This is a genomic window from Nocardia sp. NBC_00416, from assembly GCF_036032445.1.
GTDB lineage: Bacteria > Actinomycetota > Actinomycetes > Mycobacteriales > Mycobacteriaceae > Nocardia.
The window spans coordinates 1,417,006-1,437,377 of record NZ_CP107932.1; the positions used below are offsets into that span (position 1 = coordinate 1,417,006).

Genomic DNA, 20,372 nt, shown 5'->3' on the forward strand with positions numbered 1-20,372 from the left:
ATGTCTGCTACTGATCTGTTGAGTTGGATTCCTGACCCGATTCTGGAAGTTCTGAACTTCGGTGCGGAGTACCCGGACGGTGATCCGGACCGCATGCGCGCACTCGTCGCGGTGTTGAGGACGTATGCCGACGAGATCAGGACGCTGTCTCCGGAGCTGCAGAGTGCCGTCGAGTCGGCGCTGAATTACTCCGTGTTGTACGGAGAGCTGGCCGATACGGTAGTGGATCAACTCGAAGGTTTGATATCCGGAGAGTTGTCCTTCCAGAACGTCGGCGCGGGGATCGATGACTTGGGGGACTTCCTCGACAAGGCCGCCACCCAGATGGAATACGAGCAGCTGGTCATGGCGATCTTCGCCGTGATCACTGCCTACACGGTCATCAAGGTGCTGACGCTCGCGCCGCAGTGGGCCGGCCTGATCGTTCCGATGTTGCTCGCCGGTGGGCGGAGGGCCATCGCGGCGGCCGGGGTGCGGTTGGGGGAGCGGCTTGCGCTGCTGGCCGCAACGCCGGGAGCACGAAATTCGTTGCCGCTGTTCTTCAAGGAAATCATTGTCCCGGGTCTGAAATCCGGCGGAATAATGGGGCTCGCCGGGGCGGGTATGGACGCGGGAATCCAGACCTATCAGATTGCCGGCGGCAATCGGCAGGAGTTCGATACCGAGCAATTCTTCAGCACCTTGGTGATGTGGGCTTCGGGTGGTATGGCCGGTGTCTCGGTCGCGAAGCAGGTCGAGCGGTGGCTGGGCCAGAGCATGTCCCTGGTGGCGCGGAGCGCGATCTCGGGTGCGCTCGGCGGAGCGGGTGGCGCTGTCGGCATGTGGACCGCGGGCATCATGTACCAGGCGGCCGTGCAACTCGCCGAAAAGGGCGCCGTCGATCTGGACGCCATCGACTGGACGCTGCACAAGGAGATGCTGATCGGTGGTGTCGTGACCGGTGCTGCCGCCGGTGCTGCCTCGGGGATGCGGTCCGAGCTGGCGGCGGCTGAGCCCCGGCGGCACTCGGGTGGCGTGAACATGGCAGCGCGCGACGTCGATGTGCCCACGCCCGAGTACGGGACGCGGAAAGAAGCGGATCAGCTGTTCAAGGACCTGATGCGTGAAACGCGCATGAACGAACACGCCATGAGTGCGGAGAAGCGGGCTTACAACGAGAATTTCGTGAAGGAAGCGTCCGCAGCGTACGAAGACATCAAACGCAGTCACGCCGAGGGTGATCCGATCGACCTTGCTCGGCTGAACAAACTGCACCAGGATTTGCAGGCGGAAACGAGCCCACGGGGATCTGATTCTCCAACCGCTGCTCCCGCGCGGTCCGCCGGCGCGAACATGCACGCGTCGTCCACGAACGCAGCGCCCTCCCCAGCAGCGTCGGCATCGTCCGCCGGTTCGGGAACTACCCCTCGAGCCATCACGGCGGGACCAGTGGAGGGTGTCGGCGGGATGAGCTCCGCGCCGAAGACACCCCCGGTTTCCGGTGGTTCCGGGACCGGTGAGTTCGGCCGATCGGGCAGCGCCCCCGCAGACCGTGCGCCGGGTCCGAACCTGGTAGCCGGTCCGCAGGATCCGCCGGCTGCCGCGAAATCGCCGGCTGCCGACGCGGTCCCGGACCCGCGGGTACCTGCCGACGCTGTGCCGGAATGGTACAGCGCAGGACCCGACTCGGCTGTGAGTGTGGAGATTCCGCGCGGCCATCTGCTCGGTGCGGTGGAAGCGGCCGATGCGGTCGCGGCTACGGCAGCCGAAGCACGCTGGTCCGCTCCGGGGATCGAAGCAGTGCGCCGGGCGGTGGCCACGGATGTGACGGTCGCCCTGGATGCGGGTGGCCCGGTGCGAGTCGACGCCGCGGTACTGGCGGACGGACGGCTGCGCCTCGACATCACGGTGTCGAACGACCGGATGACGACGGCTCTGTCGCGGCCGGGAGGGGCCGTGCGCTCGGCATTCGACAGCAGCACCGCCGAGGTCACGGCGATGGACGGTGGCGGCCGGATTCGGTTCGAGATCCGTGAACCGATCACGGGGCGCACCGACTTCGACGTGGCAATCCGGCCCGGGGACCGAACCGGGCCGCAGCTCGAGCCGGTATTGGCCCCGCTGCGGAAAGCCGGGATCGATCCGTCGCGTATCGGTGAGATCGCGGCAGCTCTGAGCGAGGTCGTCGATCATGCCGGGGCCGGTGGCGCCGAGGTGACCGTGCGGGGTGCGGCTGTCCTCGCCGAGACCGGGCAGGTCGGACTGTTCGTCAACGTGTTCAACGGCGGCGGATCGGTCTCCGCCGAGATCTTCGACGGTCCGGAGGGACCGAACTTTCCCACAGCCCGCGATGCCGCGGACAGTTTCCGGATCTTCCAAGAGGATTGGGGCGGCACCCGGTATCAGCTGAGATTCGACGAACTTCCGATGCTGTTCACTTCGATGCCGCCCGGCAACCATCCGGTGCAGAGCGGGGTGGGCTCGTCCCCCGGTCCGATGGCAGAGCTGTTGTTGCGGCAGAGTATGGCCTACCTGCTACGCGGCGTCCTCCCGGCACCCGACGGGCCGGGTTCGTCGCGGGTGCAGGTCGACGGTGGTGTCCCGGCGAGTCCGTCGCGAATGGCGGATCTGTCCGCCGCGCGCGCCCTGTTCGAGGCGGCGCATCGCGTGGCGCAGGCGGGATTGGTGGACGGGGCTGTCGCCGGGGGCGGACCTCGTGCCGGTGCCGGTGCGGAGGCAACCGCGGGTGCTGTCGAACTCCGGTGGCCCGCCCTTCCGGAACGCGGGGCCTCCGCGATCGAGTCGATGGAAACCAGGGCACGGTCGGAGGCGATTCTGCAGCGGTTCTACCGGGAGGCCCATCCGGACCTGCATCCGGCGGGCGCTGCCCGTGATCGCGCGGCGAAGTTCCTGGGAGACGCCGCGGAGACGGTGAACAGCCCGATTATCGGCGGCCGGGAGTTGAGCGGTGCGCAACGGTTGGCGCGACTCGAACAGCTGGCCGGAGAGTGGGATGCCGGACTCGCCGAACGCACGACCCCCGGTGTGGTGGGTGTGCGGCCGAGTGCGGCAACGGCGGCGATCGGATCGAGTACTCCCCATGCGGTGATGACCGCGCATCAGGTTCGGGACGGGGTTGCGCCGCTGCTGGTTCGTGCTGGTTGGTCGGCGGAACGGGCTGCTGAGGTCGCGCTGGTGGCCGACGATGCCCTGGACGCGGGGAAGGTCGACGGCGGGACCTCAGTGGAGGTGTGGCAGCTCGGAGATTCGGTGCAGGTCCTCATAGTCGACCCCACCGGCCGGGTTTCACCGCGGGAGGTTTTCGGGGAGCCGGGGAGTCGGCCGTCTACGCAGGTGTTCGGTGTGGAGTCGATGGTCGACGGCGGGCGGCGGATCTGGCTCGGATTCGATCGCGCGCCGGATCCGCTCGGGTATCGCGTGGTTCCCGGTGATGCGGGTAGCGCGGCGCGGGCGGTTCATGAGGTGGGCGCCGTGCTTGCCGGGCGGGGGGTTTCGGCGGGGGAGGTCTCGCGGATTCGGTCGGCGGTGGGCAGTGCTGTCGATGCGGTGACGCGGACCGGTCGCGTGGTGCGGGTGGAGGTGCCCCACGGGGACGGTCTGCGCGTCGATCTCATCGATGTCGAGGGTGGTGTCGATTTCCTCGATCTGCTGGACGAGAATGCCGGATGGCTGCCGGTCCGAACAGCGACCAGCGGATTCGACTTCGCACCTGTTCATTCCGGCGGCCAGCGCATTTCGATGTGGTTCGACGGTGAATCGGCGCATCCCGAGAGTCCGGCGGAGCTGCCCCGCCGTTCGCACGAGACCGAGAGCCGAAGTGGGGCGGACGGTTCGAACGCCGCGCGTTCTCCGGGGTCGGGTGGCGCTCCGACAGTTCAGGGGCAAGCGGGCGGAACCCGCACCGCGGCCCGGTTGCCCGATATCGGCTCCGCCGAGGCGGAAGTGTCCACGCCACAGCGGACGGACCTCGTCGAGAATCTGCTCGCCGGCGCGGACACCGCCGGTACGGGCCTTGCGGCCGGGACCGAGAGTGCGCTGTTACGGCATGGATGGTCGCCCGATCAGGCCGGAGAACTGGCGGGCAGGATCGGCCAGGCCGTCGATACGGTGGTCGGCAGCGGTAGTGCGGCGTCGGTCACGGTATCGATCTACGGCGATCACGGCGTGCACGTGGAGCTCGTGGCCGCCAGTGGCCGAAGATCCGCCGCGGTATTCCGTCCTTCCGAATCGGAAGAACTCTCCGCGCATCCGGTGATGCTGACCCGGACAGTGCAGTCGCTGGGCGATGCGGGGGTGCGGTACCGGGCGTTCTTCGTATCCGAGGCGTCCGATGCCAGCGATCGGCGGCCGGATCGCGTCGTGCTCGAGGAGTATGCCCAGGAGCTGATCACAGCCTTCGCCGCCGCACCGTCCGCCGAGGTCGCCGTGGAGGCACGGAATCTGCTGAGGTTCTACCAGGACTCCACATCGGCGAGAGATCGGCTGGCCACGACTGTGGAGGTCTACGACTCGATCGATGAACTGCGCACCGCCCCGTCGGACGCTGCGGCCGCTCGTGCCCGGGACCTGCTGTCGGTGGTCGGCTATTACTCGGACAATCTGCGCACCGAGCTCGACAGCGAGCTGACGGCCTATTCGGTGCGGACTGTCATCACCCTGGTGGACCAGCTGTCCTCCGGTCCCTCGGAACAGATCGTGGACCGGGCCCTGGAACTGCTACGCGAGCACCGGATGTCGCCCCCTATGCGGCGTGATCTCGTTCGGGCACTGGCGGGGGTCATGGAGACCGACGCATGGGCCGAGGTCGAGGAGCGACGGCTCAGCCGGGACGGCAGTACGGCCGAGATCAAGGACTGGCTCGAACAGCGGTACGGTCTCGAAGCCTTCGGGCTGGATGGCCGGTACTTCCACAACTCGGACTTCCTGTCCCGGGAGTTGCTGCATCGGCTGTCGATCGTATGCCGGCTGTATCCCGACTACGCGCGGGCGCTGCCGCGGGTGTTCGTCGGATCACATCTCCAGCATTGGAGTTCGAGTTTCCGCGTCGGTCGAATGCCGCACTCGCCGTCGGATTTCACCCGCCAGGATCGCGCCTTCCAGAGCGACCTCGCCCGGCTCCTGCTCGACGCCGGGGACGGCCGGGCGCGAAAAATCATCTCCGAGACGCTGACCGGCGCATTTCGCGAAGCGCACCCGGACCGCGGTGAATCGAGCGAGGAGGCCGCGGAGATATTTCGCGAGTGGGTGCGGGCGAAACTCGGTTCCGATGCCTTCGGCGGCGAACAGTTCGATGCCACGGCGGTGATGGCCGTGGTAATCGAGCAGATGACGCGGCAGCCGGAGAATGCGTCGGACCTGGCTGTGCAGCTGCATGCGCTGTTGATCGAGCAGGCGCGTGAATCGTATACGGATCAGCCGGACCGCAGTGGCGGGCTGGGCAGCACCGCGGAGGCGAAGGCCGAGCTCGGGGCCGTGCGTTCGGCGATCCCGGGTGGGTCGGCCGGCGGCGACACCGCGGAGTCGAGCGCGCGGCTACGCGGGATCTTCGAATACTGCGACACGATTGCGCAGTACGTCGATATCTACGAGTCCGCGGGTCTCGGTTTTCCGATGGACACCTTCGATGAGTTGCGCCAGGAATTGACACAGGCGCGTGCAGCCGCCGACGCGGATGCGCAGCAGGTCGCCGAACTGCTCGACGAGCTATCCGGGAATTCGCCCCTCGAGGTCATCGACACCGCACTGGACCTGGTCCGTCGCGACCAGCTGTCGCGTAATCAGCGGCGGATGTTGCGCACAGCGGTTCTTCCCTACCTCGATACCGGGGAATGGTCCGAAGTGTCCGAGCAGGCATTGGTGGACGAAGGGAACGCGGCCGAGATCACGGCGTGGATTCGGAGGCGGTACGGGATCGAGGTCCGCGGACTCGAGGCTCCGTACTTCACCTCGGCGGAGGCAGTTGCCCGGCAGTTCCTGCGGAGCGTGTCGCATCTGCTCACGCTCTATCCCGGTTTGGCGGAGGGAATTCCACGGATCATCGTCGGAAAGGATCTGCTGGATTGGAGTCGCGGCTACCGTTCCGGCGTTACCCCGGCGTCTTCCCGGCTCGCGCCGGATGAGCGAACTTTCGTTCGAGAGATCCTCGGTCTGCTGGTGGGCTCCGCGTTCGAGCCGATCCGCAGCCTGCTGTCGAACACGATGAACCGGGAATATCGGAAGTTCGTCGAGGAACAGAGTGCGGGGCTGTCCTTCTACCACTCGCCGGGCTTCTATTCCTGGGTACAGGAGCGGATCGGCGCCCCGATCATGCGCGAAGGGTACCTCGATCCGGTCTCGGTGCTGACCGCCGTAGTCGACCAGATGTCACGGCGGCCCGAGGACGCGCCGGAGCTCGTGGTCCAGCTGCACGCCCTGCTGGGCGAGGCGATCCCCGCCGCCGCGGCGCCGCTCGCGGTCACCGCCCAGCCCCACGCGGCCGAAAGGGCCAGGGAAGCCGCGGATGCCCTCGTTCCGCGTCTGACCCGTGCCGTCGCATTCGGCAGTCTGCTGGCGGAGGTCTGCCCGCCCTGGGCGGCTGGTCTGGTCACGGTCACCGCGCCCGAATGGGCGCGGGTCTTCACGGAGCTCGGCGGGCGCGCTACACCCCTGCAAGCGCTGTTCCACCGTGATGGTCGTATCGAGCTGTCGCCCGAACTCGTGCCCACTGTCGCTCGCGCCGTTGCGCTGCTTGCCGCCGCCGGCGTGATCCCCGATCCGTTCCCGTTCCGCGACACCGGCGTCGATCGGGTCGACACGGTGGTCGGCGGTACCGCCCTCGCAGTGCTCGACGAGGTGATGGGCGACTATCCGGCTGGTCGTCGTGCGGACGCTCGCGACCACCTGGCGCACGCGCTCAGCGAGGTCGGCGCCGACGCCGCGGTCACCTTCGTGCGCGCCGACGGGGTCCTCGGTATCGAACTGTCCGCCGCCGGTCGCTGGTGGGTCTATCTCAGCGACCAGGACGGGTCTACCCCGCGTGACTCCTGGTCACGCACCGCTCCGTTGCACGCGGGCCCCGGTCCGCAGGAGCTGCGCCGCGCTTTCCCGTTCGGCGGGCTGCGCGGCCTGTTGGCGCCGGGGCTGTACACGATGCCGCCCGCTGGTGATCCTCTCGACGAATCCGGACCGTCTGATCAGCCCTCCGCCGGATCCGGGGTGCCCGAAGAGAACAACGGGGGTTCCGTGGACCCGCGGATTCCGTTGGAACTGGATTCGAGGATGGGCGCCGTCGAAGCGGCCGCCCGCGCCGCGAGGTGGACCAAGAAGGTAGTCGAGCGGCAGCTGCGGGATGAACCGGATGCTGTCGTATCGGCAGTGCGGAGCGTGTGGGAACAGGTCCTGGAAGCGTTCCGTCGCGGCGCTGCCTTTGTCCGGGTGTCGTCGTCGGTCGTGCGCGACGACGATCGTCCCATTGGAGTTGTCACGGTCGCCGACGATCTCGGCGAGATAGGGCACACCCGGTACCGCGTCGAGGAGGCTCCGGAGCCGAGCACGGAACCCGATCCGTCCGGCCGGGCCACCGCGCCCGCGGGCGGAACAACCGGGCATTTCGAAGAGCTCATTCGCACGTACGGCAATGTATTCGGACGACGTTCGGTCGAGAGCGGGTCCGCGTATTCGCATGCCTGGCGGCTGTTGCGCGGCATGGAGAAGATGCGCCTTTTCGTCGAGAGTCCCGACTTCGCGGAGGCATTCGCTCGTGGCATCCGTGCGGACGGCCTGTCGGCATCCTGGCGTGACCAGCTGTACCGATCCCTGTTCACGCGCTTGGTCGCTGATCTCACCGACCGGTCGGAGCTCGACCATCTGACGCGCCGGGCGCTCACCGACGGGACTGCGGTTCTGCAGGCCGTGGATGAGGCGGATGCCTGGGCCCTGACACAGCCCGGCCGCTCGCGGGTTTATTTCGCGGGGTTCCACTTTTACGCCGGATTTGTCGAAATCACTATCGGTGAGGATCCGGACACCGCCGAGCGTATCGATATTCACGAGTTCAAAGAGATTCCGGTCAACCGTGTGGGTGACAGCCTGCGGTGTGCGATCGGAGAGTACGCACGGGCGAAACGCGCGGACAGCGCCGAGGGCCGGCCGGTGCGGCGGACGCTCGTCCTGCGCCAGTATCCGGCCGGCGCTGGAAGGCCTCGGCGTCAGATCGAAAACCGTGACAACGATCTGGAAAGCAGCCGCAGTTACTACGCCGGCCAGGAACTCGGCGCCGTGCGTCCCGAAATCTCCTACGCCGAGCACACGATCGCCGATATCGAAGAGCCTCACAGCGACCCGACTTTGCCGGAAGCACAGCCCGAGCCTGCGGATCCGGCATGGGAACAGGCACTGCTCGGGTATCCGCGACTGGACGGCCCGGTCCTGCAAGGTGTCGCGGCCGCGCTGCTGTCCTATGTCCGGCCGCCCGAACTGGGGGGCGCCGACGATTTCGCCGACGGCTGGTTCAACTCGGAGGTCTCCGCCGGTGTCGGCGGCGCGTGGCAGCACATAGGTGCGGGTTCGGAATTCGAATCCGTCGACATGGTGGCTCGGTGGGTCTCCGACACACCCGGTGCCGTCGCCGTTGTCGCGCGGGGCAACACAGTCGAGCTGCTGCATGTGCTGGATGGCGAGGTCCGGGTGCTGGACCCCGCGGACGTTCACCCGTTCCTGTTCTATTCGGCCGTCCAGAACCCGCAGGGACCGGCCGCGGAATTCTCGGCGATCGCGCAACGGCCCGGTCAACCCGTGTACCGGCCGGACGGGCGAATCCCCGGCCCGGAAGAACAGATATCGGTGATCGCGCTGACGCCGTGGGGTGCGATGCACCCGCACGACCCGGCCCGCAACTGGGCGCATGCCGAGGGGCCCACTGGTTTGATCGCCCGTCGGCCCGCCGAGGTACCACCGGTACCCGCGCCCCGCGGAGCTGCGCCTGCGCGCAGCGGGAACACGAAGCCGCTGTCCAGGACGACAACGTTCGACGCCGGGAAGCTCGGCACTACCGCAGCCGAGCTCGAGGCCGAGGCCTGGGCCGAGAGTGTCCTGTCCGATGCCGGATGGAGTCGACCCGAGGAGGGCGGCAGACGCGTTCGCCTGATGGTCTCCATGGCCTTCGAAGCCGGTGGTGGTGAGGTAAGTGTGTCGGTTACCACCAAGCTGGACGCCAGAGGCTGCGACGTTCTGTTCCTCACCTGTCGTGACGCTCGCGGCCGGCAATCGCAGACCGTGATCATGGACCTGCCGGTGGTGGAAGCCGAGAGGGAGATCGCGCCCACCGAGTTCTCGCCGGTCCGCGCAGAGGCGCCTCCGGAAGACGACGGCACCGCCCGGACCTCAGCGCGCGATGGCGAGCCGGCGAGCACGACAGGGGCCGATGTGCCGGTCGGCTCGTCGCCCGCCGCCGAAACCGCTGTCACCGGCGCCGACCCGGCTGCTGCCGGTCGCGGCGGTCTTGCGATGTGGATCGTCGAGCGGTACGACTGGGCGGGCATCGGTATGGGTGACGCGCGGACGCGGCGATGGCAGCAGGCATGGCGTGCGTTGGACCCGGTACAGCGTTCCGCGATCGAAAAGGCCTACCGGGCACCCAACGCATCACGTGATGCCATAGAAATCGAATTGGCCACTGCCGCCGTGGGGGCATTGGCCGAGGAGTATTTCACCGAGATTCGTATGCGTCTGCCCGAGCCGCTGCGGGCGATGACGGCGCGCGAGTTCCGTAATGCCCTGATCGAACTCGACGGACACCGACGGGCGTTGGTGCGCGAGCGGTTCATCGTGCCCGATATTCCGGTCGAGGAGGCCACGGGTCGGGCGATGCGGGCGAGTGCATCGGCCGCCGCGGACTTCACCCGCGCCGAAATCGAAACCATGGAAATGCTCGTCGCTCTCGCCGCCGGACCGGCACTCGCCGACGCCGAATATCGCGCTGCGGCGAAGCTCGGTGAATCGTCGGACGAGCGCCCGACGCAGCCGATCCGATCGAACGCCCCGTCCGAGGAGCCGTCCACGAGTTCTGGCTCCGCACCGGCCACGAAACCCCCGCGCATACGCGATCGACTTTCAGGGGACGATCCGCTGGTCAGCAAGAGACGCGACATGGGCAGACGCCAGAGTGATGAGCCCACGCCGGATCCGGCACGAAGGGTCGTCGAGCCGGGTTCGGGACCCGACCCCGATGTCGCCGGTTCGGACCCGGACGCGCCGACCACTCCGGCCGCCGGGCCGAGTGGTCGAGACCTTGCCAGGATTCCGGGAATCGAAGATCTGGGTGGCGGGGTATTCCGTGGCGGCGGTTTCCTGCTCGAGCAGCACAGCGGTGGCTTACGACTGCACAGGCCCGCCAGCAAGACCGTCTTCGGCGGCCCCGACCAGGCCATCGCGGCGTTGCGGGTGCGCAACACCGGCGACGGCCGGGTTCTCGTCGGTGCGCGCCGAGTCACCGAGTCGGGGGAGTCGGCCGAATACTGGGCGGACTGTACCGGTGGAGAGCAAGTTCCGGTGCTGGACGCGACGAAGCGGATGAACCTCGACGACATCGCAGATCGTTCCCTCGAACAGCAACTCGACGAGGCAGGCTTTCGTGTGCCGGCCCCCGGAGTCCGGCGTCTGCGCTGTGGTGACACCGAGGTCACCGTTGTCGCAACGGCGGAAGGCCGCAGCGAGCTGTTCTTCTCCGTTGGCAGCGCTGCTGTGGACATAGTGACAGCCCAGGGGCAAGTCGTGGCTGTCGAGACCGCCGGCGAGGAGCCCGCGCTGCGGTTGCGCAACGACTGGGTGGAGACAACCCTGGCGGCCGGCTCGTGCAAGCCGACACGGTCTAGTGCCCGCCGCCCGATCACCCTGGCGGACGTGGGATTGCCGCCTGCCACCAGGCGAACGGAAGATACCGCGGAAATTCTGGCGAGCACCGGGATGAACGGGCATTCGAAGGAATGGCTCGAACGCAGAATGCGCCCGGGCATTGTGATACACCCGGATGGATTCGACAGTTCGGAGGACGGCTTCCTCGGCTTCGACGACGATTTGAATCAGACCCGCGCGCGGGACAACGACCTCCTCGCCGAGGTCGACTGCACCCACGCCGACCTCGTCGACGCCCTCCGGCTGTGCGCGCATCTCATCGAAGTCTGGGGCCTGGACCGGTTCGCCCTCGCCGCCGACGGCGTCACGTATACCGCGAGCCGGTCCGGACACCAGTCCTCGCAGCGCTCGCCGTTCGGCGACGACAGCCAGGGCTGGGCCGTCTACACCGTGACCAACACCGCCACCGGTGCGGCGTGTATGCCGTCCGAGCTCGGCATACACCTGGTAGACAAGTATTTCTTCTACCAGGGTCCGGGGACCTCGTTCCGGATGTATCCGGAGGACGTCATCCGTACCTTCGGCTATCTGCTCGACGCAGTAGGCGGGACAGAGGCGCTCGACACCGCGATTGCGCGGGTGAACGCCGAGTACGGCTGGCCGGGCCGATCCGAGTTCGACCTCTCGCTGATCCGCGATCCGGGGGTGGCGGAGGTGTTCGCGGGTCTGAGCCGCGCCGAGCAGGAGGACATCTGGCCGCTCGTTTCCCGCGACTCGGGAGAACGAGCCGCCGCCAAGGACGCCGTGGCGGCACGGCATGCCGCGGACCGGCGTGATGCCGCCGGCGTCACCGGTGCCGAACGCGCGGACCTGGCAGCGCTACTGGACACGGTGCGCTCGCTACTCGAACAGTCCGGTTCGGACCTGGGCGGGGAATCGGACCGGATCCGACGGGCCGGCGAGCTTCTGGATACCGTTCCCGACGCTCTCCTCTGGGACGAGACGCCGAACGCCGCGGGCGCGGTGGCGGGGTTCGGCGTACTTTTGGAGACCATCCGGACTTCGGGGGTATCCGACGGAGCGACCGCGACCGCAGTGGAGATGTTGTACGAGTCGCTGATCCGGGTGGCGCGCCATGTACCGGATATGCACGTCCGGAACGACGTGGAGTCCCTGATGCACGAACATCGACATGTGCAGCGGGATCGTGCACGCCAGTTCGGTAGTCGTGGTGCTGTCACCAAGAGGCTTCGTGAAATGCGGGCGGACTTCGAAGCCTCTGCGGGTAGGGGGCCTCGAGACCGGCCTGCGGACGGATCAGCGCCTGATGGCGGGAAGATCCCTGATGCGGCGCCGCGGTGTACAAGGCTGTCGTCGGATCTGGCCGTGTGGGATCGGCGGGTCGCGGAATTGTCAGAGGCGGGCACGCGGATCATCGCCGTGCGCGGCGCAGACAGCGTCAACGGAATCGACCCCGCCGATATGGACCGGATCGTGTCGTACATGCATGCACGCATCGAGGAGGTGCGTGCGCAGGGCTTTCCGGTGGCGCTGATGTACGACGGCGACGCAGATGATCGGGCCACGCCGGATGTCGGTGCGGTGTTCGGGATGTTGGCGGATACGTTCGCCGCTGATATGGACGTGTCGTTCATCGCTGCGCCGAGCGCGCAGAAATACAGCGATCCGGCGGGTGGGCCGATCTGCAGTGCTATGGGCACCGAGTACGAGACCTACGTGTTCGATGATGTCCCCGATGGGCATTCGAACTCGACCCAATCGGCGTCGTTGGTCGGTTACGCGGGGTACGAACAGGCGTTCGTCGGTGCGGTCGGTCCGATCGCGGCCGAGCAGCTGCGGGATCTGGGGGAGAAGGCCGCACAGCGCCCAGTGGATTCGGAGCCGGTTCGCGTGACGGTCGTGGTGGGCGGCGTGAATCGCGAACGGGACACGGTGTTGATCGAGAAATTGCTGGGGATGGCACCAGACGATGCCCGTCGGGCGACGATCGCCACACAGATCCAACAGCGGTGGGATTTCCCGTATGGAGCGTTCTGTGACCAGGACGGCAACGTTGTCGTGGAACAGGCGGCGGGGCTGGCGATCGAAGTCTCGGCCCTTCCGGGTGCCGGCGGTGAGTCGCCACCGTCGGTGGGACGAGGTAGTGCTTCCGGCGCGGGTGATTTCGTTCACGGCCCAGCGAGCGCGTGGGAAGTGGGCGGCCGCGAGACGCCCCGGTCCGGCCCTCAGGAGCCGGGCCGACTTCCGATGCGGTTCGAGCTGCAGCCGGTGGCAGTCGCCTCCGACGATGCCGCACGGTTCGGTGCGGCCATCGGCGCCGGTGTTGAATCGTTGGCGGCATGGTGGGACGAGGCAGCCGTCGAATCAGATACGCGAGCTGCGGTTTCAGCTACCGTCATCCGGCTCTTGCGCCGCGGATTCGGGGTTGCTGTGGAGATGACCGGGGCGGATCTGGGTCGGGTATCGGTAACAGGTCTCGACCGGTTCGGACTCACCAGGTTGGTTGCCACATTCGACGACCTCGGTCACCGGCACCTGAAAATCGACGTCCGGACACCAAATCGCCAGCTGGACTCCGGTCTGGTGTACGAGCACCTCCGTGGGATTCTGCTCGACCGACCTCCCGCCCAGGAAGCCAAAGTCCGGCAGTTGTTGTCGACCCTGCTGCACGCGTTGGTACAGGGCGATGGACTGGGAACCGTAGTCCTCGACTCTCGTGCGGAGATTGTGACCGGGGCTGTGACAGTCGGAGTTCCCGGCCGGCGGCCACCCGCCTGCGACGGTGCGGCCGTTGCGGCGATGCGGGCTCTGGCCGACGAGACCGATTGGCGAGAAGCTCGTGAGGGGTCGGACGTATACGGCTGGACATACGAGTTCGCCATTGGTTCGGAGGGGCCGGTCGGGCCGGCTCAGGGGGCTTCGGACGGCGCAGCCTCGGATGTCTCGGCTGAACCCGAGTCGGTGTCGGTCGTTCGGCGACGCATCAGGGCTGCGATGGAAGGCTGGTCGACCTCCGATGAGAGTTTCTTCGTCGAACAAATGGCCGTCGACACCGTTTCGAAGCTACTGCAGGAGGACAACTCGCGATCACTGAGTGTGGTGCCGATACCGTCGCCGCACGTCCCGGGCATCGCAGTAGAGGTATCGGGGGAGGACGTGCGATGGTCGTTGCTGTGGTCGGCCGGTGGCGCGATGGAATATGTGAGTTCCCCGGCCGGCGGACCGTCGTTCGATTTCCGGATCGACGAAGGCGGTGTCCTTTCCGGAAGGATCATCCAGGGCGCAGGCAATGACGATGAAATCTCTGTCGTCGAGCAGATGTGGTCGAATATGTGGCAGGTACTCGGCCGAAATGTGCAGGCGATAGAGGCGACCTGGGACAGTGATCCGCAGAATTTCGCGGGCAGGATTCAGGATATCAACGACGCAATCGACCAAGGGCTCTGGGGTGCCGACAGTATTCGGTTCCGCACCCTGATGGGCGATCTCGCGTCCAGATACGGATTCACTGGTGTCTCGATCGACCATGAGAGATCCCGATACGAAGAATCCGGCTACCGTGTGCTGGTTGCACGAATCGGTCGAATATTCGCCGCTGAAAGCGTAGATGAGGAGCTCGGGCCGAAATACGCGAGCATTCTGGTCGAGAAGCCGTACTGGTGGACCGACGGGGATTGGGATGAGGGCACCTTGACCCGAAGCGGCAACTGGCCGCGCGAGTACGAGCCGCTCCGCGGGGGGTATCGGACATTCGATACCGGCGAAGAAGCCTTCGGATATGGTCGCGAAGTATGGGGTGCGGCGACGAGAAGAATTCCCAACGAGGCTGTTATCGGTGGGCTGCTACCGTATATTCGAGATTTTTACGAAGTAGGAATCAATGCTCAGATCGCCAACGAATCGGTAAGTTCAGGGCGTTTGCGGCAGATCCAGTATCTCGACGGAATGCTCATGCTCACGCCGACGCCCGAAAATATGCGTGTAGGCCGCGATATTAATTCAGAACTGATCGATTTGCTCGGGCTCCGCGAGTGTGCGGCCGGTGATGTTCATCGGTTGCCGACATATATGTCGACGAGCCTGGGACCGCTGCGCCAGTGGGGCCCGAATATCGACACCGGTTCCGATTGGCGCTTGCACTTGGATGTCCCGGCCGGCACTCCCGCATTGTTCATCGGCCATGTGGGTGACGGGTCGAACAGGTTCGACGCCAATGAATTGCTTCTCCGGCGCGACCTCGAGATCCGGATCTTGCGGAGGGAGGAGTCAACTGTCAGCCGGATCATCGATGGAACTGAGGTGACCTTTACCCGCTACGACATCCATGCCGAGGTCGTCGATGTCGACCGCCCGCCCGCGGAAGTTACCTCAGTTGCCGGCGTGGCAAGCGAATCGGGCCTGCCCGGCGGTGCAACGGCTGACCCGAGCCGCGCGGGGGCCCCTGACGAAATTGTCGAGTCCTTCCGCGCGGCCGAGACCGCTCCGGACGCCGCCGCTCCGGACGCCGCCGCTCCGGACGCTCCCGGCGGGCTGGAGTCGGCGGTTGTCGCCGCCGGCCGCCCGCGCTGGGTCAACTATTTCGCCGAGCCGACGACGCCTGCGGCCGCCGATATGCCGTCGGAGGTGAAGGACTTCTATCGCGCTCTGTCCGCCGCCGAACAACGAATGGGAGCCGGTGCCTCCGCGCCGGACGCGCCGGCGATCGTGGCTGATCTGTCAGCGCTCGTCGCGGCCGACCGGGAGAAGTCGGCGCGCCGCGCCGACTTCGAGGCCTTGCTCGCGAAGCTGCGCGGTAAAGAATTCAGGGCTGCGCAGGTGCTGGTCGTGGAGCTGAACAGGGCGGTGACGATTTCGCGCGGGACCGAACCTGTCGACGCCGGTGACTACGATCGGATCTCGCGGATCGCCGAGCTCCTTCGCTATGCGAGGCACCTGACCGATACAGAGACCCTCGCCGGGGCCGTCGCCGCGATGTCCGCCGAATCCGCTGCCGCCATCGGTGACGTCGATCCCGAGTCCGACGATCCGGTCCGGCAGGTGATCGCCTGGTGCGCTGCGGAACTGCTTCTGCGGCACGCCGAGGAGCGCCGCGCGGAAGTCCTGGCGGCTCTGAGGTCGACGAGCTCTGGTGGGGACGGATCCGAGCCCCGGCCCGGCCCCGAACACAATTCGGACCAGCGTTATGCGGACGAAATGGCGGCGGCCGCACGGATGCGGGATATCCGGTCCCACGTGCGGGGCGAATACCCCGTCGAACGGCTGACCACCGCCTCCGATCGGCTCACCGAGCTTGCGGCACGGAGCAGCATGACCCTGGCGGAGTCGGATATTCCGGAGGGCAGACGCATCCCGTCGCTGCTGCGTCTCCGTCAGGAAGCGGCGGCAGCGAGCCGGCGGGACCGGGTGGAGGTCTTCGACGCGATGCTGGCCGTCGCGGTCACGATGACACCGGTCCTGTCGCCCGCCCCGGACGGTGAGATGCGCGGGAGATGGCATGTGCCGCGCAATGCCGTCGATCGGTGGAACGAGCTGTGGCTGTGGCTCGGTGACCTGAAAGGCGTCTGGCCCGATCGAGGGGAGCCCCCGACCGGCCGACGTCGTGTCGGCGGGACACGAAGCCGTCCCGGCCGGATGAGTGCGATCGAAGACCTGCAATCCTGGCTCGCCGCCGTCGCACACGATCATCTGGGCGATTCGGACCTGGACCTGTCGGTGCGCATCAGGGGGCGCGCCGGAGCGCGCACCCTCGTCGTCGAGGCGGCCGGCCCGGACTGGTCGGCGCGGTTCGTCGCGCGCGAAGACGACGAGCCCGGCGCCCGGGAACGCGGTTTCAGCTGGCGCGGCGGTGTCCCGGCCGACGGGGTACACAACGCGCTGTGGGGTCGGATCGGCCGGGATATGCATGCCCCGCTCCGCACCTTGTGCTCCGGTGCCGACAGCCTGGAGCTCACCGATACTGCCGATCGCCGGTACCTCGAGCTCCGCGATGTCGCGGGCGCGATGTCGATCACCTACACCGATCTTCCGGCACCCACCCCGCGCCGGTCGCTCACCCTGTACACGCCACGTCCGGATGCGGCCGCGTTGCTCGTTCCCGACTGCTCCGCCGACCCCGTTCTCACTGCCGCCGGAGAGTTCGCCGGTGACACCACCGCCCGATGGAGCCCGGCTACCGTCACCGTTATCGGCACGCCCGGGCAGCGCGAGCTCACCATCACTGTCGGCGACGGACTGGTGTTGCTGCGATGCCTCGAGACGGGTGCAGGCTTCGAGGTCGGCGGCCCCACCACCGCGGCCACCTCGGGCCAGTTACGCGCTGCCGCGGCGAAGCCGATGGCGTACTGGTTCGGTGTACCGCCCGGCGATCTGGACCGGGCCTTCCTCGAGCGTGAGCTGCTCTTGGCCGGCGTGCTGCCGCCGGACGGCGTAGGCGCCCCCGACCGGACCGTTCTACGCGACTTCATCCGCGAGGCGCTCGGTCTGGAATCGGTGCTGCAGAGGCGCGCCTCGATCATGCCGAGTGCGGCGCGGTCCGTCGCCGAGGAACGGCCGGACTTCCTGCCTGCCGAATCCGGGCGCGCCCTGGCCTATCGGAAACCCATCGCGGATGCCGTCACTCTGCGCGACCTGCTGCGCGGGCTCGCGCTTCACGCCGACCTGATACCCGGGCGTGCGGCCGTGATCGTCGACCGCATTCCCGACGGCGCGCTGCAGGTGTTGGCCGGCGCCTACGAGATCACCGGTGAAGCCGCCGACGGAACAATGACACTCGATCGCGACGGAACCGCCCTCAGTCTCGTCGTCGACCCCGAACCCGCCGAACGCCCCGTCACCGACCGCGTGTGGTACGACCCGACCCGCAACCGGGCCAGTATCGTCTGCACCGCGGCGACTGCTGATGCGACGCGCATTCTCGCTCTAGCGATCGCGTCCGATCCGGAACTGGACGCGGGCGCGCGTACCGGCATGACCGTCGATGTTCTTCGCGTGTCGTCCGATTCGCCCGAACCGGCACGCAGCACCCTGGGCCACGCCCACATCATCGATAACGAGGTGCTGTTCCAGGACGCCGACGGATATTGGCGGATACCCGGCGGCCGCGAACAGATCGACGATGTCCACCACTGGCTGTTCGACCGCGTCGGAGGGAGCATGGCCTGCGCCGCAGCCGCCCGCCCGGTCGAGAACTTCCTGCGCGGCTTCTGCGGCGACAGCGCGGTGCGACTCGATAAGCAGATCGTGGGCAGCGATGCCATCGTGCGTGTTGTCGACCGTGACGGAACCACTCTCGCGGAACTGACCATCGGGATGGGTGACACCCTGTGGCAGGTCCGCGGCACGGTCGCGGTCGACGCCGACCGCCGGCTGGCCCAGGGCCGAATCCGCGACGGTCTCGGCCGTGTGGGCATCGATTCGGAATCTGCCGGCATTTCCGGGGCCGCTGTCCAGTTCACGTTCGGCGCCGCCTCAGATGCCGTCACCCCGGCTGTCGACGCCACCTCGCACCAGGTCGCCACGCACTTCCTTACCGAGCTGGAGGTCGCATTCGAGCGGTTGCGTACCACCGAGCCGGCGTCCGATGTACGGGAGTTCTGGCGCGCTGCCAATGGTCGGCTCGAGGCGGGTCCGCCGCCGGGATCGTCGCGCGGCAGCGGAACCGAACAGGACGAACAGGCCGGCTTCGACGCGGCCCGTGAGCGACTGGGGGATGCCCTGGGTGCCTCGAATGTGCTGGCCAACGCGTTGGAAGACGGCCTGAACCTTGTCGGACAGTTGCCGGACGACGCGAGATTCGCGGCGGCGCGGCGCATCGTCGAGGAACTGTTCACCCAGGTCCGGCTCCTCGAATCGCTCAGCGAATCCGACGCGCGCAGAGCTGAATGTCTGCGCGCCATCGACGAGCTGGTGCAGTCGGCCGAGCCTCTCGGAGCCGGGGCCGGGAAGCTTGCCGTCGCGGTCGCCGCCCGGAGAGTACGCACCCCGGAGGTACTGGACGCCGAACATCGAGGCGTGGACTCGACGAATCCGCTCGAGCAGGCCATCGCTCACGATGCGATGCGGCGGCGCTACGAACTGGCCCATGCGCGTGTCCTTCGGTGCGTCGACTGGCTGTACGGGCTCGACAGCGTGGGCCCCGGGTCCGGCCGGCGCTACATCACCCCACGGGTCGCGATGGAACCGGACGGCATACTCGTCATCGGCGCGGCGAACGAGAAGCAAGGCGAACTGGCCGAGGCGTTGCTGGCGGCGATGGAAGCGGATCGGGCCCTGTTCGAAGCCCTGTGCGCGGGCGGCCGGCACGGCCTGAAAGTGACGTTCTGCCGGTACTCGTTCGGAGTTGCCCAACCCGATCGCGTGACAGGGATCGCGGGCGCTGTGGACAATGTCGCCGCTTTGGATATCGGTGGCTGGATATACGTTCGCCGGACAGCGCACGACGACTTGGTGCAGCAGGACGCGGCCCCGGCCAATCGGGCGAAACATCCGCCGGGAAGCCCGGGCCGCAAGACCGGTGCTTCGAAATGGCAGTCGAAAACGATTGCCTGCTGGGGGGAGCTACGGCGTGGGCTGCCTCGTCGCGACCTCCTTCGATTGGCAACGGGTATCGGTGTGGCCGCGACGATGACGACGCTCGGCGCGCTGGCGCCGGGCGCCGGCGTCTCGACCGGCCTGGGGTCGAAAGTCGACCAGCTGATGAGGCATTCGGATTTCGCCATGGAGATGCTCCGGACGGTGCGGGGAGCGAACGATTCGTGGCAAATCGAATACGAGCAGCTCGAAGACGGCACGGCGGGCGTCGCAAGATATTCCGTCGATGAGATCGCGATCCTGGATGATTACAGCACCCAGGCAGGTCGTACCGTCTACCACCTGGTGCATGAGCTGTATCATGCCGTGTACCACTCGGACGATCCCGTGCAACCACCGCCGCCCGGAATGGCCAGGATGGAGTGGCTGCAGCGGGAACTGCGCCGAAAGCTCGTGCACGAAGCGGAAGCGGACTTCGCGGGCGAGCAGGTGCGGCACGAGATAATGCAGGACGGCGGCGGTGACATCGGGTCGTTCGACAGCTTGGCCCGATCCGCCTACGAGAGCTACCTTGCGGGCGCGTCGCGCGAGGACGCTCTCGAGAGCATTCTCGAGCACAAGCTGAACGATGCCGACGATTTCCATTTCCAGGGGTACTACCCGGAGCTCGCCCGGCATTGGGACGAGAGCTACGCCGGAATCGACGGGCGTGTGCCGGCGGAGACGGAGCTCGGCGAGGAAGCGAACGAGCTCATCGCACTGTCGACGACTTTGACCGCGGCAGTCCGTGCCCGATTGGCCGAGGGCGGTGGTGTCGGATTCGAGTCCGATTCGGAATCACCGTTCCGGGCTCGGTGGATGACCATCGAGGATGGAATCTCTGATCCGCGCGAGCTGGTTTTTCTTGTTGCCCAGCGCTTCGCGCCCGGGACCGAGATCACGGGTGACGAATTGGACAAGTGGGCTCCGTCCCAGTCCCGGGACGAGTGGGT

Annotated in this window: 1 protein-coding gene (running past one end of the window); it reads left to right on the plus strand. The window is 67.1% G+C overall.

Annotated elements, in window-relative coordinates:
* A protein-coding gene (locus tag OG804_RS06420) for a hypothetical protein (RefSeq protein ID WP_328394865.1) crosses the window boundary here: on the plus strand, nucleotides 1-20,372 show its 5' portion. Its footprint extends 11,767 nt past the window's final position; 20,372 of the gene's 32,139 nt are visible here — the first part of the coding sequence; its start codon is at nucleotides 1-3; its stop codon lies off the right edge, out of view.